Annotated in this window: 23 protein-coding genes; 11 read left to right on the top strand and 12 right to left on the bottom strand. The window is 42.2% G+C overall.

Translation table 11 applies throughout. The features are described 5' to 3' along the window. Positions 1–47 precede the first annotated feature (47 nt). Both BUQ91_RS01945 and BUQ91_RS01940 read right to left on the bottom strand, forming a co-directional pair. On the bottom strand, positions 48–1,505 hold the full coding sequence (locus tag BUQ91_RS01945; protein WP_074207951.1) for a hypothetical protein: 1,458 nt from the start codon (positions 1,503–1,505) through the stop codon (positions 48–50). Further along, the gene (locus BUQ91_RS01940; RefSeq protein WP_072827415.1) at positions 1,492–2,361 is read right to left on the bottom strand and encodes a TIGR02147 family protein; all 870 of its coding nucleotides are present in this window, start codon (positions 2,359–2,361) and stop codon (positions 1,492–1,494) included. The genes BUQ91_RS01945 and BUQ91_RS01940 overlap by 14 nt, the downstream gene beginning before the upstream one ends. Before the next feature lie 638 nt (positions 2,362–2,999). On the opposite strand from BUQ91_RS01940, the gene BUQ91_RS01935 reads away from it, so the two are divergent. The 3 genes from BUQ91_RS01935 to BUQ91_RS01925 all read left to right on the top strand — a co-directional run bounded on the left by BUQ91_RS01935 (position 3,000) and on the right by BUQ91_RS01925 (position 5,158). Next, positions 3,000–3,776 (top strand): alpha/beta hydrolase, encoded by a 777-nt coding sequence (locus BUQ91_RS01935; RefSeq protein WP_074207950.1) that lies wholly within the window; start codon positions 3,000–3,002, stop codon positions 3,774–3,776. Positions 3,777–3,959: 183 nt separating this feature from the next. After that, the gene (locus BUQ91_RS01930) at positions 3,960–4,697 is read left to right on the top strand and encodes a hypothetical protein (RefSeq protein ID WP_072827417.1); all 738 of its coding nucleotides are present in this window, start codon (positions 3,960–3,962) and stop codon (positions 4,695–4,697) included. A gap of 29 nt (positions 4,698–4,726) precedes the next feature. Then, the gene (locus tag BUQ91_RS01925) at positions 4,727–5,158 is read left to right on the top strand and encodes a hypothetical protein (RefSeq protein WP_072827418.1); all 432 of its coding nucleotides are present in this window, start codon (positions 4,727–4,729) and stop codon (positions 5,156–5,158) included. 15 nt (positions 5,159–5,173) lie between these two features. Here BUQ91_RS01925 and BUQ91_RS01920 read toward each other — a convergent pair whose 3' ends face one another. Continuing rightward, entirely contained in the window at positions 5,174–5,893 is a 720-nt protein-coding gene (locus tag BUQ91_RS01920) for a UDP-2,3-diacylglucosamine diphosphatase (protein ID WP_074207949.1), read from the bottom strand. Between the two features lie 118 nt (positions 5,894–6,011). On the opposite strand from BUQ91_RS01920, the gene BUQ91_RS01915 reads away from it, so the two are divergent. The 3 genes from BUQ91_RS01915 (at position 6,012) to lnt (ending at position 9,365) form a co-directional block, all read left to right on the top strand. After that, positions 6,012–6,512, top strand: coding sequence for a hypothetical protein (locus BUQ91_RS01915; protein WP_254794312.1), 501 nt, complete (start codon positions 6,012–6,014; stop codon positions 6,510–6,512). A gap of 171 nt (positions 6,513–6,683) precedes the next feature. Beyond that, positions 6,684–7,370: a 16S rRNA (cytidine(1402)-2'-O)-methyltransferase gene (gene rsmI / locus BUQ91_RS01910; protein WP_072827421.1), complete on the top strand. Its 687-nt coding sequence runs from the start codon at positions 6,684–6,686 to the stop codon at positions 7,368–7,370. Positions 7,371–7,436: 66 nt separating this feature from the next. After that, positions 7,437–9,365, top strand: coding sequence for an apolipoprotein N-acyltransferase (gene lnt / locus BUQ91_RS01905; protein ID WP_254842205.1), 1,929 nt, complete (start codon positions 7,437–7,439; stop codon positions 9,363–9,365). A 99-nt stretch (positions 9,366–9,464) separates the two neighbouring features. On the opposite strand, the gene BUQ91_RS01900 is transcribed toward lnt, so the two are convergent. Next, positions 9,465–10,103, bottom strand: a complete 639-nt coding sequence (locus tag BUQ91_RS01900) for an alpha/beta fold hydrolase (protein WP_074207948.1) — start codon at positions 10,101–10,103, stop codon at positions 9,465–9,467. A 225-nt stretch (positions 10,104–10,328) separates the two neighbouring features. Between BUQ91_RS01900 and BUQ91_RS01895 the strand changes: the two genes are divergently transcribed. From BUQ91_RS01895 to BUQ91_RS01875, 5 genes are read left to right on the top strand one after another with little or no spacing between them, the layout of a single operon-like run. Further along, the gene (locus BUQ91_RS01895) at positions 10,329–11,384 is read left to right on the top strand and encodes a hypothetical protein (protein WP_074207947.1); all 1,056 of its coding nucleotides are present in this window, start codon (positions 10,329–10,331) and stop codon (positions 11,382–11,384) included. 2 nt (positions 11,385–11,386) lie between these two features. Continuing rightward, the gene (locus tag BUQ91_RS01890) at positions 11,387–12,601 is read left to right on the top strand and encodes a hypothetical protein (RefSeq protein WP_074207946.1); all 1,215 of its coding nucleotides are present in this window, start codon (positions 11,387–11,389) and stop codon (positions 12,599–12,601) included. A gap of 15 nt (positions 12,602–12,616) precedes the next feature. Next, a complete protein-coding gene (locus BUQ91_RS01885) occupies positions 12,617–12,799 on the top strand; it encodes a hypothetical protein (protein ID WP_074207945.1) in 183 nt (60 codons plus the stop codon). A 40-nt stretch (positions 12,800–12,839) separates the two neighbouring features. Beyond that, entirely contained in the window at positions 12,840–13,637 is a 798-nt protein-coding gene (locus tag BUQ91_RS01880; protein WP_074207944.1) for a TPM domain-containing protein, read from the top strand. 16 nt (positions 13,638–13,653) lie between these two features. Then, positions 13,654–14,340: a hypothetical protein gene (locus tag BUQ91_RS01875; protein ID WP_074207943.1), complete on the top strand. Its 687-nt coding sequence runs from the start codon at positions 13,654–13,656 to the stop codon at positions 14,338–14,340. Between the two features lie 12 nt (positions 14,341–14,352). Here BUQ91_RS01875 and BUQ91_RS01870 read toward each other — a convergent pair whose 3' ends face one another. The 8 genes from BUQ91_RS01870 to BUQ91_RS01835 all read right to left on the bottom strand — a co-directional run bounded on the left by BUQ91_RS01870 (position 14,353) and on the right by BUQ91_RS01835 (position 25,949). Then, a complete protein-coding gene (locus BUQ91_RS01870; protein ID WP_074207942.1) occupies positions 14,353–15,882 on the bottom strand; it encodes a toxin-antitoxin system YwqK family antitoxin in 1,530 nt (509 codons plus the stop codon). Between the two features lie 29 nt (positions 15,883–15,911). Then, a complete protein-coding gene (locus tag BUQ91_RS01865) occupies positions 15,912–17,630 on the bottom strand; it encodes a toxin-antitoxin system YwqK family antitoxin (RefSeq protein ID WP_175566585.1) in 1,719 nt (572 codons plus the stop codon). A gap of 27 nt (positions 17,631–17,657) precedes the next feature. Next, positions 17,658–19,976, bottom strand: coding sequence for a toxin-antitoxin system YwqK family antitoxin (locus BUQ91_RS01860; RefSeq protein ID WP_074207940.1), 2,319 nt, complete (start codon positions 19,974–19,976; stop codon positions 17,658–17,660). A gap of 171 nt (positions 19,977–20,147) precedes the next feature. Further along, positions 20,148–20,819 (bottom strand): toxin-antitoxin system YwqK family antitoxin, encoded by a 672-nt coding sequence (locus tag BUQ91_RS01855; RefSeq protein WP_371590735.1) that lies wholly within the window; start codon positions 20,817–20,819, stop codon positions 20,148–20,150. Continuing rightward, positions 20,753–21,589 carry a toxin-antitoxin system YwqK family antitoxin gene (locus BUQ91_RS01850; protein WP_074207938.1) on the bottom strand — a complete coding sequence of 279 codons (837 nt, stop codon included), beginning with the start codon at positions 21,587–21,589 and terminating at the stop codon, positions 20,753–20,755. Before BUQ91_RS01850 ends, BUQ91_RS01855 begins: the two co-directional genes overlap by 67 nt. A 93-nt stretch (positions 21,590–21,682) precedes the next feature. Further along, the gene (locus tag BUQ91_RS01845; RefSeq protein WP_074207937.1) at positions 21,683–22,984 is read right to left on the bottom strand and encodes a toxin-antitoxin system YwqK family antitoxin; all 1,302 of its coding nucleotides are present in this window, start codon (positions 22,982–22,984) and stop codon (positions 21,683–21,685) included. A gap of 24 nt (positions 22,985–23,008) precedes the next feature. Continuing rightward, positions 23,009–24,910 (bottom strand): toxin-antitoxin system YwqK family antitoxin, encoded by a 1,902-nt coding sequence (locus BUQ91_RS01840; RefSeq protein ID WP_074207936.1) that lies wholly within the window; start codon positions 24,908–24,910, stop codon positions 23,009–23,011. 139 nt (positions 24,911–25,049) lie between these two features. Next, positions 25,050–25,949, bottom strand: a complete 900-nt coding sequence (locus BUQ91_RS01835) for a helix-turn-helix domain-containing protein (protein WP_074207935.1) — start codon at positions 25,947–25,949, stop codon at positions 25,050–25,052. Positions 25,950–25,982 lie beyond the last annotated feature (33 nt).

The following is a 25,982-nucleotide window of genomic DNA, read 5'->3' as shown; positions in this document are numbered from 1 at the left end:
ACCAATTTTAGAAAATAATTTTCAATCTTGCAAGGGGTTTTTGAAAATTATTTCTCAGTTTTTAAAGTAGGCGGCTCAAACGTCATCCATTGCTGATCAAGCGTATCACCCTTGGGCAACTGCACATGTGTAATCGTCACGATAGAATCCAAATCGAGTTTTGCATCCCTAAGCGTCTTGACAACCTTAGGATCACCCGAGTAAAGGACCAAGTCATGGCCACCGGCCGGAAGATTATCGATCTTAAACATATTGCAAGTCACATCTCTCACAAAATGGGACGTGCCCTTAAGACCCACAACCACGCTATTCACACTATTCACTTTGCAGTTATCAGACTGAATCGAATTCTGGTCAGGTTGATTTTCTTTGGACTGAGTCGAATCTACCATAGCATTGACAGCAAGCATCACGCCGCTCACCAAAACAGAAGCCTTGGTAAGTTCGACAGTATCCACCAAAAGAGTATCCTCCAAATCCTTGAGTTCTGAAGCATGCACATAGCGGCTAAGCCCTGCCAAAGCTACTTTGCCTTCGTTATCAAGCAAACGATATTCCATGCGGAGACTGTCATACGGAACAGACTTCGGAACCTGCAAGAACCAACGGCCAGATTCATCCGTTACAGTCTGCATTACAAAGCGAGTGGAATCACCTTCGACAAATTCAAAGCCGTAAAGGTCTGTAATCATCTGCACCTGAACATTCGAGCACAGACTATCTTTTTTGCACATCACGACGCCCGACAAGTAGGCCGGCTTCTTTTCTTTCTTCTTCTGTTCTTCAAGTTTTATCAAGGAATCGACTTCCATCGTCGGACTCCAGATAAACGGCCCCTTCGAAATTGTATCGCCAGACTTGACTTCGCCGTCAATGTTCCATGTACGATAAATTAACGAATCGGCAACACCAGAATCAGCAAGGCGAGCTACAATCTGCGGATCGCCCGGGCAGAACCCAAGCCACCATTCACCAGCAGGAATGAGCATCGAGAAAGAATCCCCGGCAAACACGCTCTGCGAGAACGGTGTTCCCGGCATATAGACCTTAAAGTGAGACCCGACCGCCATTGACGGTTCGTCCATATCTTCGTAGTAGAGAACACTACTGAACACAGCAGCCTTTTCAAGCTGAATGCTATCCGGCTTGCCAGAATTTTTCGTTGCACGAGGCTTATACGAAATTTCCTTGTATTCAGCATCAACAACAGCCAACTGGAATGTATCGGCGAACACAGAATCAAACGAGAACACGCCCTGCGAGTCCGTAACCGTTTCAATATATTCCGCTTCTACAAGAGAATCACCAACAGCAGGTTCACGAGCAACGCGAACCATGGCAGCAACAGCGCGCGAACCATCAGTACGAGTTACCACACCACCAAGTGCAATCGTATTGCCCGTATCCGTTACGGTACCAGCAACACCGCTGTTATCGCTTGTGCAAGCAAGCATGCCAGCACAAACCGCCGCAAGCAGTCCAATGTATGACTTAATCAATTTCATCGACACCCTCCTCTACGTCCGCTTCCGGAGGCAGAGCCACCTTTTCCTTGCTCAGCGGGAAGAACTGGATGTTCAATTCGCAGACCATAGATTCGCCCTCATCAGAGCGAACGATATCCACAATCTCCTTGCGGAACAAATCAATCTTGCTGATGATTCGTTCCAAGCCCTGCGCCGAGACACTCATCGTCATACAAGATACATTTCTACGTTCCGTACTGTAGTGATCTAGCGCATCTTTTCCCAAATCAATCATCTGCTTTTGGAACTGATGAACGAAAAGCGGGGCGATTTCACTGCCATTCGTAATTGCCTTGTTTACGGAATGGTAGAATCCATCTTCGCCGAGCTCGATAAGTCCCAAATTGAGAAGGAGCTGGATAGTCTGTTTTGCCTGCGGGAGAGAAATTTTCGGGTTCAAGAAAAGCGCAAGTTCCTGGATGTTCTTGTCGTTAATCTTTAATACGGCAAGAGCTTCGCGCGCTACAACATAATACCACTTACTGTAGTATTCCTGCTGGTTCTTGGTCAAGTTCTTGATGGTACGCGGCAAGAGCGCGGACATCTGATCGAAGATCTGCTGCTTCGAAGACGCCGTCGTAGCATGCGTAAAGTCCACCATCAAAGCAAAGTAACGTCCCTCTCTTTCGTTAAGCCCGAGAGCTTCGATAAACTTCGGGATCATTTGTTGTGTGAGAGACTTTCGACCACGAATCAAATCCAGGTAAAGACCGGACGAGGAATACCCAGCCTTCTTTGCAAAAGACCGGTACGAGAAATACCTCTGCACGGACTTACGGTACTCGTAGTAGTCCTGAAGGTACTTTCGATAATTGTAGTAGGCATATACGTTCATCAAAAGGAAATCTAATTTTTTTTGAGATTTTTGGGAACACCTGTTTTTGAAAATATCCTGTAAAAAAGCCCTATTCTTTTCTAAATTCGACAAAAAAGAACACTTCGAGAACACTTTTTGTTTTTGAAGTGATACGCTTTCAAAAAAAATTGCTTAATTTAAAGGAACACCCAATCCCATCCCTCGGACTTCCGGTTGTACTCCACCGGAAGTCCTTTTGCGTTATAGGCCTACGGCCGTATAACGCCAAATGCTGGTCTCGGTCATGTCCAAGCAAGCTTGGCCGCGACTCTCGTCCTACGCATTTGTGCTATTATAGGCCCATCGGGCCATAACGCCAAACACTTCGGCTCGGATATAGGGGTGCAAGCACCCCTGCATCTCTCGCCTTGCGTGTTTGTGTATTTTGGCCCACTCCTTCCACTTTCACTTCTCTCGGCTTATTCGTTTGCTCGTTGTAAGTCTATGAGCGTTTTTGTTTTACGTGTTTGTGCGTTCTCAATTTTCGTCATGTCGAGCGCAACGAGACATGACGGCAATCACAAATTCCCAACTCCTAATTCCAACTTCTTAATTCTTCTACCACAATCTTTTCTAAATTCACACTCAAACAATAATTATCAACTATTAACTAATCCATGAAAATAAAAGAATTCGCATTGGGAACACTCAGCCGCATTTTACGTTACGCAGGAATTCTTCTCCTTATATATATCAGCATGGTATTTTACCTTGCACTAACCGAGCGCCGTAACGCCTTCCCCCGCGCCATTACACATAACGAAGCACGTACCGCCATTGCAGATAAGGCAAAGAATATCAATTGCACTCTTGACGACGGCACGGTTCTTGAAGGTTTTGTTGTTGGAAACGAACAGAATAACGTTTTCCTCTACTACCCCGATGCCGACGAAGACGCCGCCCAGTTCCTCGCCGAACTCGACAGCCTACCGGGATTCGCAGCAGCCACGTTCAACTACCGCGGAAGCGGTGAAAACAAAGGCACTCCGTCACAAGAGACTTTTGAATCCGACGCTCAAATGATTTACGAATGCGCCTCTCAAATAAACGGCAAAGCTCCCAAAGTCGTTGCAGGGCGTGGCACAGGCGCCATTTTGGCATCTAAATTCGTCAAAAGTACCGAAACAACTCTTCTCATCGACCCAGTGTTGAGTATTGCCGTTGCGATTTCTGATAAATACCGTATTCTTTACCCTAAATTTCTCATCCGAGCTAACGTAGAAATCCATGTAAACGATATTTCTGACGCACAAAACGTAGTAATTCTCTCGGATAGAGCCCGATTTAAAGAACGAACAAATACAGTCAAAAGCCTATTAAAAAGCGCCAAAGAGGCCGTTCGCGCCACGGAAACCCTATCAGAAAGCATTTCAAACGTGATATTACGCAAATAAAGAAAATTTTTTTTCATTTGTTGCAACATTTTACATTTTTATTATTATTTTTTATACAACAAATGTTATTGGTTACGAAAAAGCTATTTTTATCCTTTGTACATGCTTTTTTTGTGAGAATCTTTGACATTTGGACAATAAATTGTTATTTTATCGTCAATCAAACAAACAAAAGAGGTGTAAATGGAAAACGTAATCGTAAAAATGGATGTCCGTGGTTTCATCAGATTCCCGGAAGAAGCAGTCAAGGCTCTCAAGCTCGACAAGCTCGCCACTCAGACTAAGACGGATGACGGCCGTACAGTCGATGTTGGTCCTTATGTAGACGTCGAAGTCGACCCGGTCGGCAAGCGCGTTGCAATCACGCCGATCAAGACCCCGAAGTCAACTTCTTTCCGTTTCATTAACGGAATCATCGGCTCCAAGTCCAAATTCCTTTACTTCAAGGGCGCATTCAATGCTATCGGTCTTCCGGTTGCAACTGGTGCATACACTCTCGTCAAGGAAGGCAACAAGTATGTCTTCACTGCAAAGGGTGCAAAGAAGAAAGGCGAATGGACGACTCTCGCATGCCGTAACGCTGTGGGCAACAAGACCATGCTTTCCATTGATACCCGTGGTACCATCATTTTTGACCACAACACCAAGAATGCTCTGAATACCAAGGAAAACAAGACCATGGTCGCCGAATACGATGCGTCCAAGAAGACCTTTAAGCTGACCTTCAGCAAGAACAAGGGCTTTATCAACGTCCGTACCATTGCAAGCCATGCAAACGCATCCTTCATGGGCACGCTTTCTTCTCATGGTATCGCACTTCCGCTCAAGAGCTTCCGTACTGAAAGCCAGGTCGACAAGAATGTTCTCACATTCAGCGTCGCAGCTCTCGTCGCTCAGCAGAAGGCAGCCAAGAAGAAGTAATTCTTCACAAGTTCTAGAGGTACGATAAAATGATTGATGTCTTCAAAGTATTTTATCCGACTCATTACAACTTCGCAGCAATCAGTATATTACTAGTACTCCTATTAATATACCTGCTGTCGAAGAAGAACTTCAAATGGAGTATTATTACCCTAGTCCTGCTGTTGGCATTCAACATCGCTATTTACAAGCGAACTGCCGACAGATCATGGACCATAACCATTGAACCGGAAAAATCGTCCGACCCTTACTACACCCCGCAAGTCCAAAAAATGACTTTCTCGGCAAAGAAGGACTGGACAATCACCGATGAAAAAGGCGAAGTCCATCACTGGTGCTGGGTAGAAGAATATTGGCAGGAATTCGCAAGCACCGATATTATCGCAAAACTTTGGGGCGAAAAATCCAAGAAAAAGTTGGTCAAAGCCACCGAAAGTCGAGCAAGCGGTCCTGTTGAATAAACTTAAGCACTCCGCTTAAAGCGAAACCAATTTCAATCCGCCATTCTCCAAGCAGAGGATGGCGGGCTTTTTTATAAAGTCTCCGGGAGAAGCCACCACACCATTAGGCGTGTTCCAGATGCCCGAAATATGATGGTGACCATGAATACAGAAATCGCAGTGTTCCTTTTTAAGCATGCGGTCTCCCCATTCCAGGTATTCTTCAATCTTTATCAAACGGCTTTCACCGTATTTACGGCTGTTACGCCCAACAAAACGAGCTAGAGCCATTCCCCAGTCTGGATGGATTTGCTTAAAGAGGAACCGATTGAACGGGAAGTCCAATACATTGCGCAAAAAACGATAGCCACGATCGGACTTGGGAACTCCGTCACCATGAGTTGCAAAAATTCGCTTGCCCTGAATTTCAAGAATAACAGATTTATGGACTTGTACCCCTAGAGTCTTCGGGAAAAAATCACCATAGGCAAAATCATGGTTACCCTGCAACAAATGAACTTCTACACCCGATTCAACCAATTCGGCAAAAGCTCGATACAAATTGAAATGCGCTGACGCTACATAATAATTGTACTCGTACCAGAATTCAAAAAGGTCACCAACCACAACGACGTGACTAGCCTTGCCTTTCCACGAGGAAAGAAGCTCTATTAATTTTTGTTCCCTGTTTGGGACTGCTCCCGGTGGCTCGATTCCCAAATGCGCGTCACTAATAAAATAAGCAGGCAATTCCATAGTAATAATCTAAATAAAATCAAAGCAAGTCGTTTTTTTATATCTTTAACACATGCGCTCCATCGTCAAATTTTTGAGTTTTGCACTTATTTTTTCTGCAATTCTTTCTGGATGCTCCATGAAACTCACGCAAGGAGACCTAGAAGGGATTCCGCTAACCGAGGAAAAATTCAGCTTCTTCGGTAACATTCCTTTTTTGTACGGTAATGATTCATTGGAGCTTTCACAAGATTTATTGAGAGCCTACACAAAAGCCGTCAGTGAAACCGATTTCCCACGAGAATCCTGCCGTGGAGAAGCAACCATCAAAGCAACGGTCAAACAAAATAAACCGAATTCCGCATGGAATCTTGGCGTGTTAATTCCGCTATGGCCCATCCTTCCCGTTGATGAATCCTGGACGTACGCTCTTTCGGCTCGAATCTTCTGCAACGGCACTCTCGTTCGCCACGTAGAATTCATTGAGCAGCAAGACATTAACGCTATTTTATATGGGCGACTCCGCACCGATCTTGTGAACAAGGCATCGCAAGAAATGCACCGCAAACTCGTTCAACGCCTGACATTCGAACTGAACGCCAACAGGCTCACAGATTTGAATAGCGCAAGCGACTATTAGCACTTAGTTATTAGTCATTGGTCTTTGGTTATAAATCTCTAGTTTAAAAAATGAAGCCCATATGCAATTATAAAACTAATAACTAATGACTAACGACCATTGACAAATTCTAATTACTATCTTTCGTCTATAGTCAATAGGGCAAAGCCCGTTCTTTCGTCTTAATCTAGTATGTCATACACTTTATACATCGTAGCTACTCCCATCGGGAACATGGAAGATATCACCTACCGCGCCGTGCGCATTCTTAAGGAAGTTCCCCTCGTCCTTGCCGAAGACACCCGTCATTCAAGAATTCTCTTTGATAATTACGGCATTACGACACCCATGGAAGCCTACCACGACTTCAACAAAGAAAAAGTCACGCCAAAGTATATCGAATATCTCAAGAACACTGGCGACATCGCTCTCGTAAGCGATGCAGGAACGCCCGGAGTTGCAGACCCGGCATTCAACCTTGTTCGTGAATGTGTGCGCGAAGGAATTGACGTACGTGCAATTCCCGGCCCGTGCGCCATGATTACCGCCCTCGTTTCTTGCGGCATGCCGACCGACCACTTTACGTTCCAGTATTTTTCGCCCAAGAAAAGCGCCCAGCGTATTCACTTGCTCGAAAAATTGAAAGACGAAGAAGCGACGCAGATTTTCTACGCGAGCCCGCACAACATCGACAAGTTCGTCGAAGAAATCAAGCTTGTTTTCGGTGATATCAAGATCGCACTCATGCGTGAACTTACGAAGAAATTCGAGGAACACCTCATCGGAACACCGACTGAAATTTCGGCACACTTCAAGGCTCATCCACCCAAAGGTGAATTCGTACTCGTGTTCAATCCCCAAGATAAAAGTGGATTGTAATTCGAGAAAGGCGATCCCGCGCCAAGCACGGGATGACATGCACCAACGACTACCGACTAACGACTAATGACTACCGAGCAGTTACTAAATAAACTCAAAAACATTCCGCGAGCGTACAAGATTTACGTTGCAATTCTTGTCGCCATAGAATTTGTATTGTTCTTGCTACGTCCGGATACGCCGGGACTTTACACGCAGCTTCCGCAACTTTTACCTATCGTTGCGGCACTCCCGTTCTTATTCATAAAGACCGCACGCAAACCGTTTGCGCGGTTCATGAACACTTACGGCATTATTGTTTTTGCATTCCTTGCATTAGACTATCTCACACGCAGTCACGCCGGGCTTTTCCAAATTGTAGCCACATTCATTCCCATGGCTCTTTACTGGTTTGCTCTTTTCGTGCGTTGGAACATAAAGCTATTTAAGCAAAAAGATGCACGCATTGCGCTTGCTCTAGCAACGCTTTCCTGGGGCTTTATCGCATTCGCATTTCCGCCTCTTCCGCTGGGTCCAGCAATACTCATCTTGCTTGTGCCATGGTTCATTGTTTTGAACAAATTCAATCGAGAGACCGCAGTCTTTGCGACATTCTGGGCTAGCATGGTTTATAACACCATTAACTATTACTGGATTCGCAACGTGATGAACGTCGAAACAGCGCCCTCCGGACTCATATTTCTCGGGCTCATCCTTCTCATTGCCTACCTCAGCCTATTCAACGTTCTTGCTTCGTTTGTCTATTCTACAGCCAAGAATTTAAAGATCAAAGGCAAAGCGTACCTGCTTATCCTCTTCCCTATTTTCTACGCATCCATCGAAATGCACCGCACCACCGGAGATTTCGCTTTCCCGTGGAATCACTTGGGATACACATTCGGAAATCATCTTGAATTGCTACAAGCCTTGTCGATTATCGGCATTTTCGGTTACACCATTCTTATTGTAGCATCAAACCAAATTGTCGCTTACGCGTTTATGCAGAAAAGCAAAAAACGCTTTGCACTCTTTGCAGTGCCGTTCATCATTTTCTTTGCGCTCCTGATTCACGGAAGCTGCGTACTTTCAGCTCCAGAGGCAGCCCCGTTCTACAATGCAGATTCACAAGAGAATCCGTCCATTGCCATGGTGCAGCCAAGTATTGCCCAAGGAGCCAAATGGAGCAAGCCCCGCTTTGACTCCATCGTCACCAAGACTTTCAACATGGCCATGGACAGCACCACCTCCGATGTGGACATGATTCTCCTTGCCGAAACCGCTGTACCGGACCACATCCGTCGACAACCGCTAGTCATCAGGCGTTTGCACCAAATGGCCGACATGAGAAACGCAAGCATTCTCACTGGTGCTCTTGACTACAAACGAGTTTCCGATGACATCAACAACCCGCGCCGTTTCGACATCTACAACGCATCATTCCTCTTTACGCCAGGCGACAATCAGTTCCCGCAACGTTATATCAAAAAGCACCTCGTTCCATTTAGCGAACGCATTCCTTTCGATGACGTGTTCCCCATCCTGAATTACGTGGATCTCGGCGAAGGCGATTTTGTTCCGGGAAAAGAAACTCCCGTTTACGGTCCCTACAACTGGACACCCTACATCTGTTACGATGCAATTTTCGGAGACCTCATTCGCGAAGCAATCAGTGCTGGGTCACGACTCATGGTGAATATCACAAACGACGGCTGGTTCGGCCGGAGCACGGCTCCATTCCAACACTTGAACATTGTACGCCATCAAGCCATCACCTACGGTTATCCGGTTGCACGCCTTGCCAACAGCGGAGTTTCAGCATTTATAGATCAGTACGGCCATTACGACCAGAATACCAATATTTTTGAAACCCGCGTCATACAAAGAAAAATGCCCCTCAAGACAAGGAGCACATTCTATACATCTGTGGGAGAAACTTTCGAAAAAGCACTGCTCTGGTTCTTTGCAATTTACCTTGTAGCGCTGTTTGCATTATCAAGAATTCAGAAAAAAAATTAAATGAGTTATTAGTAGTTGGTCATCAGTCAATAGTTTAAAGCTTGGCACCGTTGGTGCGATTATAAAACCAGTGACCATTGACCAATGACTAAGGACTTCTCAAAGCAATAGCATCGGAGGCCAGTGGCCGGCTTTAGGACGTTCCTTGAATTCCGCTTTCGGCAAAAATTCCTTTAGTTTCAAAGTCCATTCAGGCTGAACGGTCGCATCCAGTCGCCCGTAAACCACTTGAATGTTTTCGCTATTCGGAATCACGGACTCTACGCGATGCGAAGCAAGGTACATCAGCCCTTTCGACAAGGACTCTGCATCGTACTTTTTAGCCTCGGTAAACCAGTCGTCTTGCCAGTCGCCAAAATCTTCCTCGAACAGTTCCATGAATGCCTTGAGCGCAGGCTCCGTAGTCGTTTCAAGCTGGTGTGCCATAAAATGCAAGTTCGGCACAGTCCAATTGCCAATTTCATCACAAAAATCGGCATACGGCGAAAGCAAAATCCACTTTTGGTCTTTTTGCGGGCCCGCTCCCGAACAAAGGAGCGACAAAGCACCAAGACCCCAAGCAACAACGGTAGAAGCAGTCTTGAACTCCGGAATATCCTCCGGATTCTCTAAAAATCCAGCCAGTTGACCATATGGCACATAAACGTGGCTCGCAGAAGGAGCAACGTCCATAAGATCATCTTCCCAAATACCAAGATTCGAGGCCCAATCAGGCAGCCAGATCCATTTTTCTCTCATTTTCAACCTCCCTGATGAGAAGTTTAAACCTAACACACTCCAAACTACAATTCTTTGTTTAAAAAAAAATGTAGCCTCAAGGATATATATATCCAATTTTCTCTTTGATAGCAACTCTTAAAAAAAGTATTTTACAATTCGTATTATTTGTTTACTTCTGAACACAAAACATTGTATATTATCTGTATAAAAAATGTATGAAACCTTTAAAGAGATATTTGTAATATGAGACACTTGATTCCTTCTCTCTGCTTAGCACTTCTTCTGGCCGAAACAGCCTGTTCCGCGCCGCATGCCGCAAAGCGCAATGATTCCGACAATCGTCAAAAAGCCGCCGCCACTCGTCAAAGAGCCGAAAGCGCCTACAACGAACTCGATGGGTTCGGAACCTCGGCTACCACAACGGTTCAATCAACCGCTAACAACACAGCTACGGCATTCAATACAAGCGCCACAACGAAAGTTGCAGCCGCAAAGGATGAAGCGACAGAGACTTACGCTAATGCAAGCGCCATGCAGGATATCGGTCAACCGGTTATCATGGTCTCCCCGAACTTGACACTCAAGGACGGAGTTCCGGACGTTTCTTCCGAAAGCCCATACTCCCGTACCACGTCAGAGGCAATCAATGGTTACCTCACCAAGAAAAACTACGAAGTCAAGTCCGTCGATGCGCAAGCTGACTTGAGCAGCATCCTCCAGATGCAGAGCGACATCGCTAATACAGAAGATGACTTGTCTTACCTTGCGAGCGTTGCCTTGGACGCAGACATTTATATCAAGTACACCCCGGAAGTGACGAATGACGAAGTCTCCGTTGAAGTTTCTGCTTACGAAACATCGACCGCACGCCTCCTCGGTTCACAGTCCGCCGTAGTCCGCAACAACGGCCATACCTCCAAGATCAACATCAATTCTAACATTGGCGCCGCAGTCCGTAAGGCAATGCCTGGGCTCGAACAGAAGATTCTTGGTTACTGGAAGATGGACCTCGCCAAAGGCACCCAGTACAAGGTCGTTGTGAACATCAAAGGTGAATATTCCGACAGCCAGACTGAAGACTTGCACGATGCCATCATGAAGGGCCTCAAGAGCAACTTCAACTCCGTGAAAGTCAATGTCATGACCGCAAAGACCTTGGACTTCGTCATCTACGCAAATCCCTTAAAGTACAGGGATTCTCAGGAAGTTTACGCGAAGATTCGCCAAATTTTCAAGCCGATTGCCGAAACCAAGAAAAACAACATCACTCGTAAGCTGATTTTGATGGAGCTGAACTAGTAATGAATATCAAAACCCTTATCCTTTGCGCCTGTATTGCTGTAGTCCCAGCCTTGGCAGGGAAAATCGTCACCTACACCGCCACCTCCACTGTTTCGCAAGAAGATGCAAACAACTCGGCTATGGCGGGTGTCGCAAAGCAGATCAAGTCCCAAGTTTCCGCCACTCAAACACTTACCAAATATGAAGATATCAATGATGGAAAGAGCGTCCTTGGCGAAACATACAGGTCCAAAAGCAATGTGAAAAGCAACGTTGTCCTCAAAGGGGTCAAAGTTGTTCCTGTAAAAGTGGATAAGGGATTTAAGGCAACAGCAACTCTCGACATGGACGAGTTCACCGCAAGCCTCCAGTTCCGCTTGAAGACTTTGCAGCAAGACATCACCAAGCTCGAAAAGTCTGCGCGCAAGGCAATCGATTCTCGCACTTACGCTAATGCAGCGTCTGACTTGGAAAAAGCCCAAGACGAAGTCAACGAATATAACTTCTATTTGCAGCAGCTCGCCGATGTCTACCCGCTCAACGATAGCCACCGCTTGGAGCATGCGCTCCCAGAAATCGAAAAGATTTTGGTCGAAAGACTTTCGAACTTGACTATTTCAACGACAACCGAACCGAAATTTGAACTGACCAAAGCCGAGATGCCCTCTTGGAACGTCATCGTCAAGGATTCCATCGGTCCAGTGCCGAACTTCCCGCTCATCGCACGCCAGAGCAAGACTCTTTCGGAACGCCGCACTCAGAAGAACGGCATCGCCACCTTCAAACTGCGCAACGTGAACTTCGAAAAAGGTCCGTACGTAATTACCGTCGAACCGAACCTTTCTCTTGAACTCTTGAAAAAGACGGGCTTGAGAAATGCTCTCGAAGTTCCTTACAGCGTAAAAATTTCCCGTTGCGAAATCAAACTTGCATGCGATTTGGCCTCAAATGCTTGCAGTGCTCTCGAAAACGCACTTTCCAAGAAGTCGATCTTTGTAACGGATGACGAAGAATCAACCGCTCCAGAACTTAGCGTTGAAATTGAAAATACATTCAGAGGCAGGCTCGGATTTATTTCGTCCTTCGATTTCACCATTGCCATCAAGGGTGACATGATCAACTTCTTTACGACAGGTAAAGGCGTTGGAAAGAATGAAGCCGCAGCAACAATCAGCGCCATCAAGAAGACGGACTTCGCACCGCTCCAGAAGCAGCTGAAGCCGCTTTGCAAATAATTGATGGAATCCTCGATGCCAACTGCACAAAATAATCAGCAAACCACAAATACAGAAACATCTTCTGAAAGTAGCTTGCTAGAACAAGTTGGTGATGCAGTAGTTGATAAAGCTGCTGAAGTTGCAGTAGAAGGAGTTGGCAAAGCACTCTTTCACGTGGTCACAAAACCAATAGAAGCAATTTTAGATAATTTATAAATGTTATCTTTGCAAAGCCGCTACGAGGCGGCTTTTTTCTATGCCAAAAAGAATTTTATCGATACTGTTCATTCTGTTGCTCGCAATCCCGGTTGCGGCAGGTTTTAAGGTGAACAAGGCGGGGCTCCCCAAGCGCCCGCAGAATAGCTATGTGCTTGATGAAGACCGTTTGCTCACAAAGCAAGAAGTGCAATTTGTAAACGAGCTTGCCGAACAGCTTTACAAAAAAGCTGGAGTCGGACTTGCGGTCGCGCTTGTTCATGACATTGGCTTTGCGGACTTTAGAGATTACGCATTGAACATTGCCGAAAGCTGGGGAGTTGGCGGCAAATCAAACGAAGGTGTCCTGATTTTTGCGGCGATGAAGCAACACAAGCGAAGCGTTGAAGTCGGCTATGGCGCCGAAGGTTACTTGCCCGACGTGCTCGTAGAACGGCTCCAGCAAAAGACAATTGTGCCTGCATTCAGAATCGAAAAATACGGCCAAGGCGTGATGCAGCTCGCATGGGAAATTGCGCAAGTCGTTGCCAAGGAAAAAGGCATTTCGCTTGAGGTCGACACAGACCAGTTACCGCAAGAAGAAGAAAGCAGCCCATTTGGACTCGTTCTCGTGATTTTCGTGATTCTGTTCCTGCTCGCCTCGAAGAATGGCGGCGGACGCGGCAACGGATGCCTCTGGTTCTTGCTCGGGAATGCGCTTGGCAACAGCAGTCGCGGCCACCACCGCGGCGGTTTCGGCGGTGGATTTGGCGGAGGCCGAGGCGGCTTTGGTGGCGGTTTCGGCGGTGGATTCGGTGGAGGTCACTTTGGCGGTGGCGGCTCCGGCGGAGGATGGTAATTTAGAGGTTCCCTTTATGAAGAAGATTTTAAGCGTTGCAGAATTACAGAATTCAGAATGGCCGAAGCTCTTTGAAGAAGCGCTCGGCGACAATCTCATTTCGGTATTCGTTCATGGCGACTGCCTTATGGAAGGATTCTCCTCGCTGGAATCCACGTGGACCGTCAGCTTTATTCTAAAGTCCAATTCCGTCGAAGACTTGCTTCCGTTGCAGAAGCTCACAGCGAAGGCAAAGCACGAAAATATCGTGTTCAACCACGTGTTCAGCCGTTTTGAAATCAAGTCTTCGCAGGACGTGTTCCCGCTGGAATTTTTGCATATCAAGAGCCGAAATGTGACGATTTGTGGCGAGACGCCGCTTGCAGACTTCAGCCCGAACCTTGCAGAACTGCGAATCGAATGTGAACGCGAACTGCGCGGATTGCTCGTACATTTACGCCAATTTTTTCTTTACCTCAAGGAATACCGCAATCCGCACGAGATTTACGTACGTTCAACAATAACGCTCCTTCCCTTGCTTTACGGGGTCTATTACCTTGCAACAGGCAATTATCCCGAAAATCACGAACAAGTTTACGAAATGTTCCCGGGCGTGCGTATCCCTAATATGACCAATGACAACAACGTGATTGTGTCAAACATCAACAAGTACATCGAAGCCGTGACTGCAATCGTCAATCAAGTCGACGCAATGAAAGTTTAACGAGAAGGCTGATCAATCGAGTTTCCGTTTCCAAATGGGCTCGTCAGTAATAGACTGCCGAGCTTTTAAAGAATCATCAATATTATAACTTCTTAGTCTCCCAATTACACTCATTGTTGGTACAGACTTTCGTCTCCTTTTCTTTTTATATTGGCCATCATCGCGACTAACAGGTTTATCAAGGACGGATGTCTTAAATCCGTCTTTATAGGTTTCTTCCTCTATCAGTTCTCCGTTTTCATTCCATTTTTTCCATACACCAATGGGCTTGTCTAACTCATAGTATTCTTCAGCCTTTAAACGTCCATTTTCAAACCACGTTTTTCTAACGCCGTCGAGCTTTCCATCGTTATAATGTTCTTCTTCAGCGATTTTTCCATCTTCAAACCACTTTTTCCGAGCGCCTTCTAAATGACCATCTTTATAATAAAATAAGGATTTCAATTTGCCATTTTTATACCATCTTTTCCATACTCCATGAGCTCTGTCTAATACATAATTATCTTCCCATTGCATTTTGCCGTTATCATACCACCATTTCCAAGTTCCATAACGTTTACCATCTTTGTAAATGACCTTCGATTTCAGGCGACCATTTCTATGCCATTCTGTCCAGGTACCTTCATACTCGCCATTCTTATAGAACCGTTCTTCTTTCAATTGTCCATTTTCGTGCCACGATTTCCAAGCGCCATCAAATTTCCCTAACTTATACGAAATCATTTCTTTCAATTTGCCATCTTGATACCATTTTTTTCTGACACCATCTATTATACCAGATACATAAAAAGATTCTTCCTGCAATTGTCCATTCCAATACCAAGATTTCCAAGTCCCTTCTTTTTTATCAGACTTGTACATTCCTTCGTGTGACAAAAGACCATTTATATGCCAATTTCTTGACACACCTTCTTGTTGACCCAATCTGTAACTATATTCCCCAAACACTCGCCCAGTGTTATGCCAAATCTTCCAGATGCCATCAATTTTTCCTGACTTATAAAACTTTTCAGAACGCAATTGACCATCATCAAACCAACGTTTACTAGACCCATCTCGCACTCCGTTCTTATAATGTTCTTCTGATTCTATTTTTCCATTCGCATACCATTCTCTACTTACGCCATCTCGAATAAATTCATCTTTACAATCCGAAATTCGACGACAATTCTGAATCCAGTAACTATACATTTTACCTTTATAAAATTCTTCTTTTGACAATTGCCCATTGCTATGCCACCATCTCCAAACACTATCCCGCATACCATCATAATAAAAGCCTTCGAATGCTAGTAGTCCATTTTCGTGCCACTTTTTCCAAACACCTTCTGGTTTGTCATTTTTATAAAAACCCATCTCATTTACTTCTCCACCCCAATAATAAGAGATGTATTTGCCCTCTTTGATATTTTTGCAATATGTTGTAACGGATTTTAATACTCCATTACCGTGATATTCTTTGCGTTCTTCTTTGTCACAAGCAGCAAGGAGCAAAACAGAAGCAAAAAGCAGCGTGAATAAGACGACATTTCTCAGTTTCATAATCAAACTCGTTTATTGCAAAATATCATTTATTTAGAATAAACATTACTTGAAGGAATATGATATTCCCTAAAAAACTCTCCATTTTCAAGCCAACGCTTCTCAATACAATCCTCTTGACAATTATTGTAGTTTATTTCTGTTGCTACGATTCCATTTTTGTACCATGAACGCCATAAGCCAGTAAACAAACCTTTTTTAAATTCCTGTTTTTCAGACAGCCTTCCATTATCATACCATTCTTTGTAAACTCCATCAAGTTTACCTTCTTTATAATATTCTTTTATCCATATTTTACCATTTTCATACCATTCCTTCCTAACACCATCAAGCAACCCAGCTTTATAGTTTTCTTCCACTTTCAATTGACCATTTTCGTACCAAGTTTTCCAAACGCCATTTTTATTCCCTTCTTTGTAGCTCTCGATATTTTTCAATTTCCCGTTTTCGAACCATTCCTTCCAAAAACCATCTTCAAAATCATCTTTGTAATATTTTACACTTCGTATTTTCCCGTTTTCATACCATTCCCTACATTTTCCAGTTTTCTTACCTAATTTATATGAACATTCCGATTGTAAACGACCATTTTCAAGCCATTCTCTCCAAACGCCATTTTTCCATCCATCCTTGTAGCTCTCGATATTTTTCAATTTCCCGTTTTCATACCATTCCTTCCAAGAGCCTTCTTCCAAACCCTCTTTGTAATATTGTACACTTCGTATTTTCCCATTTTCATACCATTCCTGGCATTTTCCGTCTTGTTTGCCTAATTTATATGAACATTCCGATTGCAAACGACCATTTTCATGCCATGATTTCCAAAGACTATCACGTCCATCTTTGTAATATCTTTCTCTTCGTAATTTTCCATCATCATACCATTCTTTTCGAATAGCATTCCGAATAGACGTAGCACCATTTTTCCACCCTTTTTTGATGTTCTCAATATTTTTCCATTTCCAGTTTTCAAACCATTCCTTAAAAAATCCTTCTTCACTAAAAGACTCTGCAAGTAACTTACGAGATCCATATTCTTCAACACAAGTGCGCCATTTTCCATCATCAAACCCTTTAGATGATACTATTTCTTCTTGCAGATTACCATTTACATACCAACATTTATAAGTAAATATTTTACCATCTTTATAATCCAGAACCTCTTTTAATTGTCCATTCATATACCATATTTTCACAACGCATTTTTCCTCATTTTCAGTTTTATAACGCCATTCCTTCAATTGTCCATTTTCATACCATTCTTTTTCAAAACAAACTTTATCATAATCGGCTTTATATTTGCAAAAACATGCGTCACAAACACCAGCTTCGTATTTCACCTCAGTTTTCTGTTGACCGTTTTCAAACCATTCTTTCCAAGAGCCATCTTCCAAATTCTCTTTGTAATATTTTACACTACGTAATTTTCCTTTTTCATACCAAGTTTTCCATTCTCCATCTACTTGACCCGATTTATAATTTACTTCTTCTGCGATTTTTCCATTTTCGCGATATGTATTCCAAGCCCCATCTTTCTCGTCATTTTTATATTGCCCCTTTTCCCATACTTTTCCATTCTCGTAATACGAGATGTACGGGCCATCTATTACACTATCACGATATGTCGTAATGGATTTTAACGGTCCGCTATTGTAATATTCTTTGCGTTCTTCTTTGTCGCAAGCGGCGAGGAAGAGAAGGATAAAGGAAAAGAGGAATGTAAAGCGAATGAAGGTCTTTAAGTTCATAAAAATAATCATTTATTGTAAATTACATTATTCATTATAGATATGGTGGATCAGATCCTTCAGGACTTTTCTGATACGATAAGGGTCCCAATCCCTTCGACGGAGTTTATCCTGAGCTTGTCGAATGGGCTCAGGATGACGATGTTTAGGTATTCCGATTTCTTCCCATTTTTTCCAGGCTTGTTCATTTGATTTGTAAGGACCTTCTCTTGTCAGATTCCCATTTTCATCCCATTCTTTCCAAATGCCGACGGGTTCGTCTAATGTATATGCGCCTTCAAACGCCAACTTGCCATTTTTATGGTACACTTTCCATACACCATTCTTTCTGTCTTTATCATAAGAACCTTCATACCATAATTGACCATTTTCATACAACGCTTTCCATTCCCAAACATTAAGCAATACCCATCGCTTTTCTATTTTCAATTCTCCACTTTCATACCATTCCTTCCATACACCAACTTCAGAGCCTTTTTTGTAAAAACCTTCATATCGTAATTGTCCATTTGCATACCAACCATTCCATTTTCCATCTTTCTTGTCTGTTTTACACTTCAAGCGGTCCAAACGACATTCATGCCATTCGTAATTTCGGTACTTTTTATCGTAGAGTTTATAAGCACCTTCTTCTGCCAATTGGCCATTTTCATGCCACCATTTCCAAATACCATCGCGCTTACCGCCCTTATAATTTCCTTCACTTGCCAACCGTCCATTTTCATGCCACCATTTCCATAAGCCATCGCGCTGACCGCCCTTATAATCCCCTTCAGCAGCCAATCGTCCACTTTCATGCCATAATTTCCAAATTCCTTCTCGTTTATCAGATTCGAAAAGACCTTTCCATTTCAATTTACCACTATCAAAAAATTCTTTCCGTACACATCCTTCCATACCCGCTTTGCATTCTTCCTCAGCAATCAATTTTCCATTTTCATCCAACCATTTCCAATTACAGACATTACCTTCATCTTTGCATTTTCTGATTTCTTCCAATTTACCACTTTCATACCAACGTTTCCCAACGCCAACTTCGTTGCCCGCTTTATAATATTCAACAGCTTTTAACTTTCCGTTTTTATACCATATTTTTCGGGGGCCATCAAGTTCTCCGGCCTTATAATTTTCTTCTTCATACAATCGACCTTCATCATCCCATTTTTTATAAATGCCGTCCGGTTCATCATCTTTAAAAGTTTCGTATTCCTTCAACTTTCCATTTTCACTCCACCATTTCGAATAGCCATCAAGTTTTCCATTCTTATAATTTCTTTCTTCTATCAACAAGCCATCATTATTCCACTCTTTCTGAACGCCATTCAACTTACCAGCCTTATAATTTTCCAATTTTTTCAATTTACCATTTTCTTGCCATTCTTTCCATGAACCTTCTTCCAAGCCATTTTTATAAAAACGAACCGATTTCAATTTGCCACTTTCATACCATTCTTTCCAAAAGCCTTTTTCCATGCCTGATTTATAAAAACGGATTGATTTCAATTGTCCATTGGAAAACCATTCTCTCCAAGTGCTATCTTCTTTTCCCTCCTTATAAAAAGTTTCTACTTTCAACGATCCATCCCTATACCACAATTTATATGTCCCATCCAATTTATCAGATTTATAAGTATCCTCAGAACGCAATTGTCCGTTTTCATACCATGTTTTCCATACGCTATCTCTCTTGCTTTCTTTGTAATACCTTTCGGATTTCAATTGACCATTTTCATACCATTTTTTTTCAAAGCCGTTTCCAACAAAAAAAGTATCACAATTATTCCGCAAAGACCATCTATCACGCCCCAGCACAGTTCGACAACGTTCCTCCCATCCACCTGAGGACTCTTTTTCTTCTATTAGATTACCTTTTTCATCAAAGTATTTATAGGAAAATAATTTTCCACCTTTATAAAATTTTTCCTCTTTTATTTGGCCATTTTCATGCCACCATTTCCATACGCCTTCACGCAGCCCCCCTTTGTATTTTCCTTCCAATCGATCTTTTCCATACCATGATTTTATAAAACATGTTTCATCTTCTAGAGCTTTGCAATTTTGTTCCGTTATCAACGATCCATGTTTTGACCATTCCTTCCAAGCGCCATCTTTTTTACCATTTTTATATTGACCTTCTTGCAGCTTATTTCCATTTTCATAATACGAGACGTATTTGCCATCTTTTACACTGTCATGATATGTTGTGATGGATTTTACAGAGCCGTCTGCGTAATATTCTTTGCGCTCCTCGGAGCCATTGTCGCAGGCAACGTCTTTGTCGCAGGCCGTGAGAAGAATGGCGAAGGCGATGAATAGCGCGAATGGGAGATGTATTTTCTGTTTCATAATCGTTTAGGGCAAGTTAATAATTTCTTTAGGGAGATGCCGTCCCCGGCATAAAAGTGAATCCAAGAAATAATGGATCCTATCGCCTGCGGCTCCAGGATGACAGGCCGGGGTGACAAGCGCCATGACATGAGTTTCGTTCCAGACCTACCAATAAATATCACCTATCGGTTACTGAATTGGTATTAAGGACATGTTTTGATACTTTTTAATTCGTTTTTTATATTCGCTTTTACTTAATTTCGTCCCTCCATCATAACACCATTCTGATTCCAATTCTCCATTTGCATTCCAAGACTTCCAGCAACCACTCTTTCTGTTTAAATGATACAGTCCTTCCTCCTTTAACATACCATTTTCATGCCAATATTTCCAGCGTTGCATTTTTTTGTTTGAACTGTAAAAACCTTCTTCCTTCAATTGGCCATTTTCATACCAACATTTCCAAGTTCCATTCAACTTATCAAACTCATAATTTGCTTCTTCTATCAAAAGCCCTTTTTCGTTCCAAGATTTCCAGCATCCATTTTTCTCACCATTTTTATAAAAACCAAGTTCTTTCAATTTTCCATTCTCATACCATTCTTTATGGACTCCGCTTTTTTCGCCTTTTTTATAAAAATCTATTGATTTCAGTCGGCCATTCGAATACCACTCTTTCCATGTTCCCACCTTATCTCCATTTTTATAAAACCCTATTGCTTTCAGACGACCATTAGAATGCCATCCTTTCGATGTTCCCACTTTCATTCCGTTCTTATAAGTTCCTACATATGCTACCATTCCATTTTTATGCCAAAATCTGTAAGGTCCATCCGTTTCACCTGATTTAAACTTTCGTATGCCTGCAAGCTGGCCATTATTATGCCAAGTTTTCCATTTTCATGCCATTCTTGATACACGCAATTTGTTTCTTTACAAATTTTTTTGCTAGCCACATTCCCGTTTGCATGCCATGATATTGATGAATCTTCCTCAACACTCCTATCATCTTTATAAAATTCAACTACTCTTAATTGTCCATTTGGATGCCACCATTTGGTATAGCCATTTTGTTCGCCAGCTTTATAGCTCAATTCTCTTTCCAAGTTTCCATTTTCATACCATACTTTCCAAAAGCCATCAAGCCTACCAGACTTATAATTCTTTTCATCCCACAAAAGCCCATTTTCGCGCCACGATTTCCACACACCATCCATTGTTCCGGCTTTATAAAAACCTTCCTCTTTTATTTTTCCGTTTACATACCATTCCTTCCAAACACCATCTTTAGCACCATTTTTATAGTATTCTTCCAAAACAAGTTTTCCATCGTCATTCCATTCTTTCCTCTCAAAATTTTGCACACCGTTTCCATACAATCTTTCTTCTTTTAGTTGTCCATTCTCAAACCACCACTTCCAAGTTCCACTCGGCACACCATCCTTATATTGACGAACTTCTTTTTGATTTCCATTTTCATAAAACGATATGTATTTGCCATCCATGCCATTTTTAGAAAAAGTTGTAACGAATTTTAATACACCGTTATCGTAATATTTTTTATGCTCTTCGACACCGCAGGCGACGAGGAAGAAAAGAATTATAAAGGAAATAAAAGTTTTGTGGTTCATAGGCAAAGTCGTTTATTGCAAGTTTATAAATTCTTTTAGGAAATTCCCGCCTTTCCCCGTCAAGCGAGGACAGGCGCGGGAATGACTACATTTTTATCTTATGGGGCCTAGAAAGCCCCCCAAATATGTCTTTGGTCTTTTTTCCACTTCCACATCATATTGCCAAGTCGATTCCAATTTTCCATTTTCACTCCATGTTTTCCAAACGCCATCTTTGTAACCATCTTTATATGTTCCCATTTCTTGCAACTTTCCGTTTTTATACCATGATTTCCAGAGACCATCTTGCTTACCGGATTTATAGTTTCCAAATTCTTTCATTTTACCGTTTTCATACCATTCTTGATACTCGCCATCACGAATAAATTCATCATCACAATAAATAGGAAGATTCAAAGCGAGTTTTGCACGATATAAGCATCCTAAATAAAATTCTTTATAGCTTTTTTTCCCCTTAAAATATTCCACCATTTCTTGATTTCCATTTTTTAACCAACTTTTATAAGAAATCAGTAAACCCTTTTTAAAACAACCTTCAGCCTGTAACTTTCCATTTTTATACCATGATTTCCAGATTCCTTCCGGTTCATCAAGTTTATAGATTCCTTCCGATTCTAATTGTCCGTTTTCATACCAAGATTTCCATACACCGTCAAGAATACCATCCTTATAGTTTATCTCTCTTATCAATTTATCATCATCATCCCATAATTTCCAAGTGCCATCTTCCTCACCAGATTTATAGGCACCAATTTTTCTCCACCTCGTTTTTCCGCTTAGCAGCCCCAATACGTTTTTTTGAGGCCACATTTTCCAAACGCCTTCTCTACGACCTTCTTTATAGTATCCTTCAGACTCCAATAGTCCATTCGAAAACCATTCTTTCCATAGACCTTCGCGTTTACCGTCCTTATAAAGTCCTTCTTCTTTCAATATTCCATTTCCGTACCTCATCTTCCATAGACCTTCTTTTTTGCCTAATTTATAGAAGCCTTCGGTTTCTAAGACATTTTCTTCATTCCACGAACGCCACACGCCATCAAGTTCGCCATCTTTATAATACTCTTCCTTTCGCATATCTCCATATATATTCCACATTTTCCATGCGCCATCGCGGTGACCGGCTTTATAACTTTTTTCTTCTAGCAATCTTCCTTCAAAGCTCCACTTTTTCCATATTCCGTCAAGGCTATCATATTTATATTGACCTTCTTCTTCGACAAGACCATTGCTGTGGTAGCTGATAAACCTACCATTTTTAGCATTCCAACGATACGTTGTTATAGATTTTATTTCGCCATCATCGTATTCCTTACGTACATTATTATAGGTTGCAGCAAGGAATAAGCTGTAGCCGATAAGGATTGCAATCGAGAGATATAGTTTTAGTTTCATAATTAGACTGTAATTTAAAGACACTCATTCTTCTAATTTGAATAAGGTGGATGGGTAAAAGTTCCATGGTAAAACATTCATTAATTTATCTTTTGTCCTACATTCCTTTGAGCCCAATGGTTTATTACTCATTATTTTTCTCCGCATCGGACGAGGCTTAATCATTTTTTCATTTCGATAAAATAAAGGCATCACCATTTGATTATTTTCTATTTGATGTTTTGCGGTTTTCGATTGATTATTTGCAAATCTTTCGTTTCCAAAATTTCTCTTTACTGCATCATAATCAAACTCTCTTTTCAGTTGTCCATTTTTAAGCCATTCTTTCCAAATTCCTTTGGGTTTACCTTTTTCGTAAGAGCCTTCAAACGCCAATTGGCCATTTTCATGATAGACTTGCCAATGGCCATCTTTGGCGTGCGATTTATAAAACCCTTCGATAGCAACTCCTCCGCTTTTATACCATACGCGCCACAAACCATCTTTACCGTCAGAAGTATAAGATCCTTCAAAAGCATTTTTTCCATCTGGGCGCCATCCCTTCCAGACGCCACTTAACTCACCCGCTACGTATTTACCTTCTCTTTTCAATTGTCCGCTTTCATAAAATTCTTTCCATAAACCAGCCTTTCTACCAAATAAATATTGTCCGATTAGCGAAACTTGTCCATTTTTATAAAATTCCTTCCAAGCGCCATCCAACGATCCCAATTCATAGTTACCTTCTTTCTTCAACTCTCCGCTTTCATAGAATTCTCTCCAGAGACCATCGAGTTTGTCTAATTTATAAGTAGTTTCATACGCCACTTTTCCATTTGAACGGAACTGTTTCGAAACACCATCAAGCATATCTGCTTTATAATTTTTGATCCATTCCAATTGTCCATCTCTAGACCAAGATTTGAATACACCATTTTTCATATCGGATTTATACGACGTAAGCTCTTTTAATCGTCCATTTTCATACAATTCTTTCCAAGAACCTTCCTTGTTTCCGTGCTTGTAATATGCCTCAGATTTCAATCGTCCATTTGGATACCAAGATTGCCATACGCCATTAGGTTCACCTGATTTATAATATTCGACAAGTTCCATTTTCCCGTTTTCATACCAAGATTTCCATACGCCATCCATGTTACCGAATTTGTAATTTATTTCAGACGCCAATTGACCATTTTTATACCATACTTTCCACACGCCATTAGGCTCACCCGATTTATAATACTCTGCCGTTTTCAACTGACCATTTTCAAACCATTCCCTCTTGGCACCGTCTAAAGCGCCATCCTTGTAATGTCTTTCTGTTTTCAACAGGCCATTTTCAAACCACTCTTTCCAAACACCATCCATCAGACCATTTGCATAATATTTTTCAAACATGATTTGGCCATTTGGAAACCAAGATTTCCATAATCCTAACCTTTCTTTTTCTTCATATAGCTTTTCATCCTTCAATGTACCATCGCCATACCACGTTTTCCAGGTTCCTTTCCTTTTTCCATCATCATAAGTCCCTTCTATAGCCTTCACGCCACTATCATACCACTCATTCCAAATGCCATCCAAAATACCGCTTTTATACATACACTCTAATTGCAATTGTCCATTTGCAAACCATTTTTTCAATAGTCCCTCTATAAGACCAATTTTATAGTATTCATCTAATTTTAATTTTCCGTTTTCGTGCCATGTTTTCCAGAGGCCTTCTTTTCGACCTGCTTTATATTGTCCTTTTTGTTTTATTTTCCCATTATTGTAATACGAGATAAACTTATCCTCTTTGCCATTCTGATCTAATGTTGTAATAGACTCTATTTCACCACTATCGTAATATTCTTTACGCGAGAAAACTTCTTTGTCGCAGGCGACGAAGAAGAAAAGTGAAGCAAAAAGCAATGTGAATAAGATGACTTTTCGGAATTTCATAATCAGATCGCAATTTAAAATTATTCTTCCTGCAAATTACAACATACGAAGGAGATTGATTACAGACTTTCTGTTAAATTATCGTAAATACAGGAGATGCCCGGTCGAGGCCGGGCATGACAACATTGGTTTAGCCAACTTATTCAGCGGTTTTGCGGTATGCTTTGGGCGAGACGCCGACGAGGCGCTTGAAGAATTTTCCAAAGAAGGATACGTCCGGGAAGTTCAAAATCTTGGAGACTTTCTGGATGTCTCTAGATGACGAGCGTAAAAGAACCTTCGCATCGAGGGCGATATGTTCGTCAATCCAGCGTTTGGCGTTCTTGCCGGTTTGTTCTTCAGCAACGGCAGAAAGATACTTCGGTGTAATACCGAGTTCATCGGCGTAGAATTTCACGGAATGTTGTTCGCGATGATGTTCAACAACAAGGTCGATAAATTGCGAGAATAGAACTTGGCCACGGCTCTTGACTACATCCGTTGTCATCGGTTCGTCATCCATTCCAATACATTCATAAAGGAGGCCAATCAAAAAGTTCTTGAGAACCTGCAAACGGCAAGTATTTGCTTCTGAAGTTTCGAATTTTTTCTTCAAGAATTCAAAACTTTCATTCAGCTGTTCAAACTTATTTTCATCCAATTGATGCAACGGATTTTCGCGAGTTTTCAAAATCAGTCGCGTATTGTCATCAAAGCGGATGATTAATTCTTCAATCATATTCTTGGAGCAGGCAATACAGATTGGATCAAAATCGTCAGATGCCTTTTTTGCTTTCAAGACCTGTTCCGGGAAAACAATGAACAGTGCCCCCGCTTCAAGTTTATAGGTTTTGAGGTCCAGTTCAACTTCAACAGAGCCGCGCCTCACGAGGAGCAGTACCGCAGCCTGAACCTTGACGTAGTTTTCAAGCCCGAATTCCTTGAGATTGGTAAACATGGCAATCTTGTCGGGCAGAACATTTACCTGTTGCAGATAATTCAGCATCGAAAAATCCGCAGTACGAATATTTCCGTTCTTATGCAATGGGAAGTTAGTCATTATATAAACATCTTAGTAAAAAGTTTAATGAAT

The organism is Fibrobacter sp. UWB11 (assembly GCF_900143015.1).
GTDB lineage: Bacteria > Fibrobacterota > Fibrobacteria > Fibrobacterales > Fibrobacteraceae > Fibrobacter.
The sequence above is the reverse complement of the archived record's forward strand: the minus strand, read 5'-3'. Positions and strand labels throughout refer to the sequence as shown.

Bases quoted from the DNA above. Each gene is read 5' to 3' on its own strand.
- BUQ91_RS01850 (WP_074207938.1), bottom strand. From the start codon at position 21,589: ATGAACCACAAAACTTTTATTTCCTTTATAATTCTTTTCTTCCTCGTC.
- rsmI (WP_072827421.1), top strand. From the start codon at position 6,684: ATGTCATACACTTTATACATCGTAGCTACTCCCATCGGGAACATGGAA.
- BUQ91_RS01915 (WP_254794312.1), top strand. From the start codon at position 6,012: ATGAAACTCACGCAAGGAGACCTAGAAGGGATTCCGCTAACCGAGGAA.
- BUQ91_RS01945 (WP_074207951.1), bottom strand. From the start codon at position 1,505: ATGAAATTGATTAAGTCATACATTGGACTGCTTGCGGCGGTTTGTGCT.
- BUQ91_RS01935 (WP_074207950.1), top strand. From the start codon at position 3,000: ATGAAAATAAAAGAATTCGCATTGGGAACACTCAGCCGCATTTTACGT.
- BUQ91_RS01885 (WP_074207945.1), top strand. From the start codon at position 12,617: ATGCCAACTGCACAAAATAATCAGCAAACCACAAATACAGAAACATCT.
- BUQ91_RS01900 (WP_074207948.1), bottom strand. From the start codon at position 10,103: ATGAGAGAAAAATGGATCTGGCTGCCTGATTGGGCCTCGAATCTTGGT.
- BUQ91_RS01895 (WP_074207947.1), top strand. From the start codon at position 10,329: ATGAGACACTTGATTCCTTCTCTCTGCTTAGCACTTCTTCTGGCCGAA.
- BUQ91_RS01835 (WP_074207935.1), bottom strand. From the start codon at position 25,949: ATGACTAACTTCCCATTGCATAAGAACGGAAATATTCGTACTGCGGAT.
- BUQ91_RS01840 (WP_074207936.1), bottom strand. From the start codon at position 24,910: ATGAAATTCCGAAAAGTCATCTTATTCACATTGCTTTTTGCTTCACTT.
- BUQ91_RS01925 (WP_072827418.1), top strand. From the start codon at position 4,727: ATGATTGATGTCTTCAAAGTATTTTATCCGACTCATTACAACTTCGCA.
- lnt (WP_254842205.1), top strand. From the start codon at position 7,437: ATGACTACCGAGCAGTTACTAAATAAACTCAAAAACATTCCGCGAGCG.
- BUQ91_RS01930 (WP_072827417.1), top strand. From the start codon at position 3,960: ATGGAAAACGTAATCGTAAAAATGGATGTCCGTGGTTTCATCAGATTC.
- BUQ91_RS01880 (WP_074207944.1), top strand. From the start codon at position 12,840: ATGCCAAAAAGAATTTTATCGATACTGTTCATTCTGTTGCTCGCAATC.
- BUQ91_RS01865 (WP_175566585.1), bottom strand. From the start codon at position 17,630: ATGAACTTAAAGACCTTCATTCGCTTTACATTCCTCTTTTCCTTTATC.
- BUQ91_RS01845 (WP_074207937.1), bottom strand. From the start codon at position 22,984: ATGAAACTAAAACTATATCTCTCGATTGCAATCCTTATCGGCTACAGC.
- BUQ91_RS01920 (WP_074207949.1), bottom strand. From the start codon at position 5,893: ATGGAATTGCCTGCTTATTTTATTAGTGACGCGCATTTGGGAATCGAG.
- BUQ91_RS01870 (WP_074207942.1), bottom strand. From the start codon at position 15,882: ATGAAACTGAGAAATGTCGTCTTATTCACGCTGCTTTTTGCTTCTGTT.
- BUQ91_RS01860 (WP_074207940.1), bottom strand. From the start codon at position 19,976: ATGAAACAGAAAATACATCTCCCATTCGCGCTATTCATCGCCTTCGCC.
- BUQ91_RS01890 (WP_074207946.1), top strand. From the start codon at position 11,387: ATGAATATCAAAACCCTTATCCTTTGCGCCTGTATTGCTGTAGTCCCA.
- BUQ91_RS01940 (WP_072827415.1), bottom strand. From the start codon at position 2,361: ATGAACGTATATGCCTACTACAATTATCGAAAGTACCTTCAGGACTAC.
- BUQ91_RS01875 (WP_074207943.1), top strand. From the start codon at position 13,654: ATGAAGAAGATTTTAAGCGTTGCAGAATTACAGAATTCAGAATGGCCG.